Genomic DNA, 7505 nt, shown 5'->3' with positions numbered 1-7505 from the left:
TTTGATGTTTTGTGTGATTACTTGCATCTTAACGGAGGACTTTTTTTGTGTAAATAGGTCAAAAGAAAACCCACAGGAATGCTCCTACGGAACAGGGCGTGGTGAAGACACTGTAGCGGCGCTTTTCCCGCGGAAGGGGCTGAGGCCGTCCCCGTGGAAAGGGAGGGATTCTCCTGCAGCGGATATAGTGCTATGTTCGTGTTTTGCTATCCGCATTAATGTTATGTCCCAGCCTCTTTCCAGTTATACATTTTACTGTGGCGTTTCAGGTTGCTCAGTTGCACCTTTTTCGCCATAGAAATAGTTGCTTGGATCTACTGGTTTAAACCCATCGACATCATGGAAACGAAGAAGATCCTGATACAATACTTCGTCTGATAGCTGAAGCTGTTCATCCACCTTTTCCTTTAAACGATCGGTTTCGGGGCTCACTTCGGCTTCTTCTCCAGTGTTCGTATCATATAATGTTCCTTGTACATTTGTGTACTTAGGTGTAACGAAGCTACCGTCACGGAAGGCAATTGTTTCATCATGCTCTTCGGAAAAGAGATCTGTACCAAACATTAAATACTTCTGTGCATCAATTCCTTGAAGATGAAGCAGTGTCGGCATCACATCAATTTCCCCACCATACGTGTGATTTACTCCGCCCTCTACTCCTGGTACTCGAATCATCAGCGGCACGCGCTGGTTTTGAGCGTTTTGATAAGGTGTAATTTCAGTACCCAGCACCTCAGACATTGCACGGTTATGGTTTTCTGAGATCCCTTGATGATCTCCGTAAATCATTATAATGGAATCATCATATAACCCGGATTCCTTTAATTCATCAAAGAATTCTTCAACAGCTTCATCTAAATATCGAGCCGTTTGGAAGTACCCATCAACGGTCTTATCTCCTGTTGTCCCGCGATCAAGTGTGGCGTCCTCTTCATCCAGAATAAATGGATAATGATTCGTAAGGGAGATTAGGTGTGAATAAAAAGGTTGATCCAAGGACTCAAGCATTGGAATGGATTCCTCATAGAAAGGTTTATCCTTTAATCCAAGATTCACCACGGTTTCATCGTCCATTGAATAAGAGCTTGCATCAAAGAAATGATCAATTCCAAACTGCTTATAGATCTGATCCCGATTCCAGAATGATTTGTAATCACCATGTAGAACCGCACTTGTATATCCTGCTTCCTGATTTAAGACCGCCGGAAGCGATTGATACGTATTTTGACCCTTAGTCACAAAAGCAGACCCGGTAGGCAAACCAAAGATACTGTTGTCGAGTGTTAGCTCCGCATCCGCCGTTTTTCCTTGACCTGTTTGATGAAAGAAGTTATCAAAGTACGTCATGTCCTCTTCCCCTCGCGCCAGACTGTTCAAAAATGGAGTGACCTCTTCCCCGTCTAACTCATAGTCCAATAAGAACGATTGAAAGCTTTCTAAATGGATTTTAATGATGTTTTTTCCTTCACCAGCTCCAAACAGCTCTTCGTTCGGTTCAGCATAATGAGAGGTTGTATAATGCTTTGCATTCGTTAAGTCATCACTACTTGCATAAGCTCTTTGAGACTCCATTTGAGCCGTTTGGATGCCGTCATAAACGGTGTAGTTATATAACCCAAGATATTTCACAATATAATTCCGATCAAACGTCCTAGTTAAAAGCTGCGGACGATCAATCTCAGCAAGCGTTAAGTTCACTGTAAAAATAGCGATTCCTGCAACAATAGCTGTAGAGGCAAGGCTTTTTCTAAACTTGATTTCTTTAAATGCTTTGTTTTGTATTAACACAAATAAAAGGATAGCTAAATCAACAAAATAAAGAAAATCATGTCCATACATTGTAGAGAAGATACCTTCAGTCATATTACTCACATTATCTGTCTGCATTAAGTTTGGTAACGTGAGAAAATCATCAAAGAAACGGTAGAACATAATATTTGCGTACAGCACAATAGTCATGAGTGTACTGAATATCAAAATCCACCAGCCCGCTCGTCTTCCTTTGGCAAATAACGCTAAGCCAAATAGAATAATTGCAGCACTTAGTGGATTAATAAAAAGTAAAAATTCCTGCATCGTCCCTTTTACTCCAAGGTTAAATTCAACCTTATAGGAGACATATGTCTTGATCCAAAGAAAAACTAGAGCAAGCAGAAAAAAGCCTTCTTTACTGCCTAATCGTCTTTTATTCATTTCAATCTCTTCTTTCTAAACAAATTCATGAGCTTTATTTTAGGACGAAGCGCCTAAAGTAACAAGTATCAAAATAAGGAGTATTCGTAAGTCTACTAGCTTCTACCGTTAAAAAGTGAGGTTTTTATCGTTCTTTCTTGAACCAGATCGCTCACCCTCGTACTTGCATTTGTCAGACTCATGATTACGTTGGTCTTTTTAACTCAAATGGTGTCTGAATCTGTGCATACTCATGCCCTGCAAGACGTGCGACCGGCCTTAATTTATCGGTCTGGATGTACCCGGTCCGGGGCTCATACACTTCCTCTGAAACATGATAACACACCACTCTCGCGAGGATAAGGTCATTTGAAACAACTCCTTGATCATCACGAATCGGTATATGCTCGTGAAGTGTACATTCGTAGCGGATCTTCGCTTCTAGTATTCCCGGAACCTCTACAATTTCACTTGGTTTTACATGGAATTTCGTTAATGTTAGTTCACTTTCCAAAGGCGACAATGAAGCCGCTGTAGCGTTAATATCGTTAAGGTTTTCTTCATCCGTCAAATGTATAACAAGTTCTTTATGTTTAAGTACGTTTCGAGCCGTGTCCTTCATCTCGCCTTCTTTTCTTGAAACCGAAATAGCAAGGATAGGCGGATTAGATGAAACGATTGTAAAGAAGCTAAATGGTGCTGCATTCACAACTTGCTGATTCTCTGAACTGAGTGTCGTTACAAACGCAATTGGTCTTGGCACCACAGATCCAGATAATAGTTTGTAGTGGTCTTTCGCTGTTAACTCTTTTGACAACAACGTGTGCATTAGTCGTATTCCTCTTTTCTTAAATTCATCATTATATACCCAATTAGTTGTTTGATTAACCCCGGACTCCTTACTTATAATCCGAAATGTACGTATAGACTTTATCTATTTCATCTTCTGAGCCATAGGCATAGGTCACGCCCCAAATCTTATCAACCTTTGTCTCATTCACACGTGCATCTAAATCATGAAAAATCCGATGTAAGTAGCGCACAGACATCTCATCCTCATGCTCCTCTGATACTTCCATTAAAACTTTCGCATTCTTCATATCATTAATGGCTTCTGAGGGAGCTAGTCCATGCTGACTCAACCATTCCACGTCTTCCTTCAGCTGACGCCACTGTTCCTTTTCAACAAGGCGCGTATGATCTATCCGTTCTACCGCACCCCAACCAGCTAGTGTATTAAGGTTATCATGTTGTTCCTTTAGGATGTCCCGGACCTTCTCCTCTTGGCCTTCTTGAAAGGCAATTGGTTCAGTGGAAGGTTCATATTCAATGATTCCATTCGACTCTTCAGTTGCTGTTCCTAATTCTCGAGTTGATTCACTCTCAGGCGTTTCCTTTGAAAGTAAACTGTTTTGCGTTAAACCAAGATATATCACAACTGCACAGATCAGAGTGATTAAAAGCGTAGCTCCAACAGCGATTTTTTTCTTCAAACGAATTCAGCCCCCAGGCAACCAGAATGTATTCTTTCAAATGTATCACAAAAATCCAATTTCTATCAGTAAATGAAGAAAATCTTAAAAAAGAACACATAAACAACGAATGGCGAATGATTCGGTCGCAGAATCATTCGCCATCATTTAGTTGATTTCTAACAAAAAAACTATAAAAATTAAATGGACCGGATCATCCCACCATCAACTAAGATGGAGCTGCCTGTCATATAGCTTGAAGCATCTGAGGCTAGAAATGTGACGACATTTGCAAATTCCTCAGGCTGCCCGTAGCGACCAAGGGGAATGTTTTTGCGCGCCTGTTCACTGACTTCTGACTTATCTATCCCTTGTTTTTCTGCTTTTAATTGATCTAAATGATCCACCCGATCTGTAGCAATTCTTCCCGGAGCTACTGTATGCACTAAAATTCCGTAAGGGGCAAGCTCTTCTGCAAGGCTTTTAGCTAAGCCTTGGATACCCATTCTAAATGTGTTAGAGAGAATTAGTCCAGGTATCGGTTGTTTAATGGACGACGAGGCAATGTTTAAGATTCGACCTCCATTTTCTTTTAGATCAGGCAAAACTTCACGGATTAATCGAACATAGCTTAACAAGTTTAATTGAAAGGCGTGCTCCCACTCTTCATCAGAAAAATCCTCAAACCCTCCACCTGGAGGTCCGCCTGCGTTATTTACAAGAATATCAATCGTCCCAAATGCCTGTCGCGTTTGCTTGACTAACTCTTTAATTTCGTTAGGTTTGGTAATATCACATACATGATATTCTACTCTGCCTTGATCCAAGTCCTTTAGTTCTTCTTTTACCTTAGCCAGTTTGTCTCCATCTCGACTAGTTAGCATGACGTGGACGCCTTCTTTAACAAACTGTGTGGCCACTGCTTTTCCTAGCCCTTGACTCGATGCTACAACCAAAGCTACTTTCCCTTTTAGACACAAATCCATAACGATCCCTCCAATAAATGTCTTATTTCTTCTATTGTGAACAAGTCTGTATCATTAGGCAACGAATTCGCAATAAAAAGACGAGACGTTTGTCCTTCTCCATTTGCGGGTACATCGTACTATAACTTATTAGACTCGGAGGATACCCCTTGACCCATCAACCTAATGAAAAAACAGAGCAGCTCGTGATTAAAGCACTTGAGGAGAATCTTGCAATGATTCGGTTTGATTTAGATCGTAGAGTTGCGTATGTAAATCCGCTTTTCGCCCAAACGATGGGCTATACAGTAGATCAGATGCTTGGAATGCACCATCAGGAGCTTTGCTTCCCTGAATTTCGCCATAGTCTGCGCTATGAACAGTTTTGGCGGAGCTTGTTATCTGGTGTGAGCTTCCAAGATAAGATTATGAGAATGAGCGCAAACGGAAGAAAAATCTGGTTAGAGGCTACCTACATGCCGATAAAGGATGACAGTGGAGCTGTAGTTGGTGTGTCAAAGGTTGCTACAAACATTACACAAAGACAAGAAACCATTACGTCCTTCGCTTTGAATCTGCAAGAGATGTCAGAGAGACTAGAGGCGAGAGCCGGAGTAGGTATTGATCGGAGCCAGAATTTAATTACAAGTATTAATCAGGTAGCCTTATTATCCACTCAAAACACTGAAACACTAGTTGGACTTCAAGATAAAGCAGACGCTATTCAAGGCATTATTAAGACCATTCAAGGCTTTGCTTCTCAAACCAATTTGCTAGCTCTGAATGCTGCCATTGAAGCAGCGAGAGCAGGTCAATACGGCAGAGGATTTGATGTTGTTGCGAAAGAAGTTCGAACCCTTTCAAAACGCATTGAGGAATCAGTCATAGAAATTCGTGACAGTATCCAATCGATGACGAATGAAGTTCATACTATCTCAGAAGGAACACTTCAAGCGAAGGAATATAGTCATGAAAACCAAAAACAAGTACATGTGACAATAACTGATTTTGAGACCTTTTCAAAGGATGCAGGAGAACTCAAGGATAAAACAAAGACACTGCAGCATATTATCTAAGTTAAATCAAAGACTCGCTTTAGTTGGCGAGCCTTTTTTCATTAAATAGGTTTCATTTTATAGGTAACATACTGATCTGCTTTTTTCTGCGTTAACACAGAAAAACGTGTGGGATCAAGCTGGAATTGTGCGTGTGCATCTGGTTGGAGGGGAGGCATGGTTAAAATGAGTCCATCTAAACCCTCCGCATGTGCACACTTTTTAAAGCGATCAACCGTCAGCTGTGTGACAGAGAGGTTATGCTCTATTGAACGAGACGCGTCCCACTGGCGAATTGACCAAAAACGTGAACCCTGTTGAAACAATGTGGATAACTCAAGAGCTTCCATTGCTCCTGGTTCAGTAATAGGATCGGAAGTCATGGCAAACCGATTTTGATCCCGTTTTAAATTCTTTCTGACTGTTTTAGCCACATGGTCAAATACAGTAGTATGAAGAGCCGATGCGAAACTGAATAGTTCCTGGTGAAAAAGGGCTATTTGGCCTCCCAGCGAGAGCTGTTCCTCTGTCCGTTTCATTGGTTTATCCCCGTCATAATGGTTAATGATACGTGCGATCGTTCCTGCTCGTCTCATTAAAGCCAGTAGCAAGTCAGATGCCGACACGTTCTCATCCGGGCATTTGATTTTACTCACATTAGTAGGTAAACCAATATCCTCGTACTCTTGAGTTAAATCCGTCGCAAATTGGTTAGCTAGACACGTCGTAATAATAAATACATCTGCAAGCTCCCCTCCTATTGTGTCGGGATTCTTTTCTTTCGTAATGAGTAGCTCAGCAAGCTCCCCCACTTCTTCCGTTACCCTAGCTAGTCCAGATAACGTACGCCAATATCCTCCAAGACGTCTAATGGATTGATCAATTAACTGCTGATAATCAAGAATGGTTTCAAGTTTGTCACCTGTCATTTTATTGCCCTCCATACTATTTGTTCTCTCATTAGTATACAGAAATCTCGGTCGGAGGGGCGGATGTCAGAATTTGGGAGTAAGGCTCTTTTTCTCTATGCTAACGCTCTACCTTCTGCTGTAACGCTCCAATTCACTCATTCCCCAAGCTCACTTGCTTGATATATTCCACGTTCCGGCATACACTACGTGTACATAAAGGAGGGTTCCACCTGTGAATATTGAAATATGGTCAGATTTTGCTTGTCCATTCTGTTATATAGGGAAACGAAAATTAGAGAAGGCACTTGATCAGTTTGAACAACGTAATGAGGTAACGATGGAATTTAAGAGCTTTGAGCTTGATCCTCATGCACCGAAGCATACTGATCGTACGATGGCAGAAATCCTTGCTGGAAAGTACCGGATGCCTGTTGAACAAGCTGAGGCAACAACAGCAAATGTTGCGGCTCAAGCTGCAGACGTTGGACTGACTTACCGATTTGATACGATGCAGCCAACGAATATGCTTGATGCACATCGCCTGACTCATTTTGCAAAAACAAAAGGAAAAGCCAATGAGCTTGCGGAACGCTTGCTTTATGCCTACTTCACAGAATCAAAGCACTTGGCTTCAATTGATACGTTGCTTGAGCTTGCTGCTGATGTTGGGATTGATCCTGAGGAAGCGAGACCGGTTCTTGAGGGTGATCAGTATACGGAAGATGTTCGGAATGATCATAGTCGCGGAGTGAGTCTTGGTCTGCAAGGTGTTCCTTTCTTTGTGATTAACAACACTCATGTGGTTTCAGGTGCTCAGCAGCCCGCTGCATTTTTAGATGCGTTAACAAAAGCACACGCAGAAGAAATCACAAAAAATAAGAACACCAATCCAGACAATGGCTGTAGTGACGGACTTTGTACCTTTTAACC

Annotated in this window: 7 protein-coding genes; 2 read left to right on the top strand and 5 right to left on the bottom strand. The window is 41.6% G+C overall.

Annotated features, from left to right (window positions below):
* Positions 1-252 precede the first annotated feature (252 nt).
* The 4 genes from ltaS to ACQKKO_RS20910 form a co-directional block, all read right to left on the bottom strand.
* The gene (gene ltaS / locus ACQKKO_RS20925; RefSeq protein ID WP_498650591.1) at positions 253-2193 is read right to left on the bottom strand and encodes a lipoteichoic acid synthase; all 1941 of its coding nucleotides are present in this window, start codon (positions 2191-2193) and stop codon (positions 253-255) included.
* 184 nt (positions 2194-2377) lie between these two features.
* On the bottom strand, positions 2378-3001 hold the full coding sequence (locus tag ACQKKO_RS20920; RefSeq protein ID WP_498650589.1) for a flavin reductase family protein: 624 nt from the start codon (positions 2999-3001) through the stop codon (positions 2378-2380).
* Positions 3002-3071: 70 nt separating this feature from the next.
* Positions 3072-3665, bottom strand: a complete 594-nt coding sequence (locus ACQKKO_RS20915) for a hypothetical protein (RefSeq protein WP_498650587.1) — start codon at positions 3663-3665, stop codon at positions 3072-3074.
* A 179-nt stretch (positions 3666-3844) separates the two neighbouring features.
* Positions 3845-4630: an SDR family oxidoreductase gene (locus tag ACQKKO_RS20910; protein WP_498650585.1), complete on the bottom strand. Its 786-nt coding sequence runs from the start codon at positions 4628-4630 to the stop codon at positions 3845-3847.
* A 149-nt stretch (positions 4631-4779) separates the two neighbouring features.
* Here ACQKKO_RS20910 and ACQKKO_RS20905 point away from each other — a divergent pair, with 149 nt between their 5' ends.
* A complete protein-coding gene (locus ACQKKO_RS20905) occupies positions 4780-5685 on the top strand; it encodes a methyl-accepting chemotaxis protein (protein WP_498650583.1) in 906 nt (301 codons plus the stop codon).
* 41 nt (positions 5686-5726) lie between these two features.
* Here the strand turns inward: ACQKKO_RS20905 and ACQKKO_RS20900 are convergent, their stop codons facing one another.
* On the bottom strand, positions 5727-6593 hold the full coding sequence (locus tag ACQKKO_RS20900) for a MazG nucleotide pyrophosphohydrolase domain-containing protein (RefSeq protein WP_498650581.1): 867 nt from the start codon (positions 6591-6593) through the stop codon (positions 5727-5729).
* A gap of 214 nt (positions 6594-6807) precedes the next feature.
* Here ACQKKO_RS20900 and ACQKKO_RS20895 point away from each other — a divergent pair, with 214 nt between their 5' ends.
* A complete protein-coding gene (locus tag ACQKKO_RS20895; RefSeq protein WP_498650580.1) occupies positions 6808-7503 on the top strand; it encodes a DsbA family oxidoreductase in 696 nt (231 codons plus the stop codon).
* Positions 7504-7505: the final 2 nt, after the last annotated feature.

The organism is Alkalihalobacillus sp. NPDC127517, from assembly GCF_050276055.1.
Lineage (GTDB): Bacteria > Bacillota > Bacilli > Bacillales > Bacillaceae_D > Alkalicoccobacillus.
Note: the sequence above shows the minus strand (reverse complement) of the source record. Positions and strands in the feature narration are given on the sequence as shown.

Coding starts and splice junctions, on each gene's coding strand:
- ACQKKO_RS20920 (WP_498650589.1), bottom strand. CDS start 3,001: ATGCACACGTTGTTGTCAAAAGAGTTAACAGCGAAAGACCACTACAAA.
- ACQKKO_RS20910 (WP_498650585.1), bottom strand. CDS start 4,630: ATGGATTTGTGTCTAAAAGGGAAAGTAGCTTTGGTTGTAGCATCGAGT.
- ltaS (WP_498650591.1), bottom strand. CDS start 2,193: ATGAATAAAAGACGATTAGGCAGTAAAGAAGGCTTTTTTCTGCTTGCT.
- ACQKKO_RS20900 (WP_498650581.1), bottom strand. CDS start 6,593: ATGACAGGTGACAAACTTGAAACCATTCTTGATTATCAGCAGTTAATT.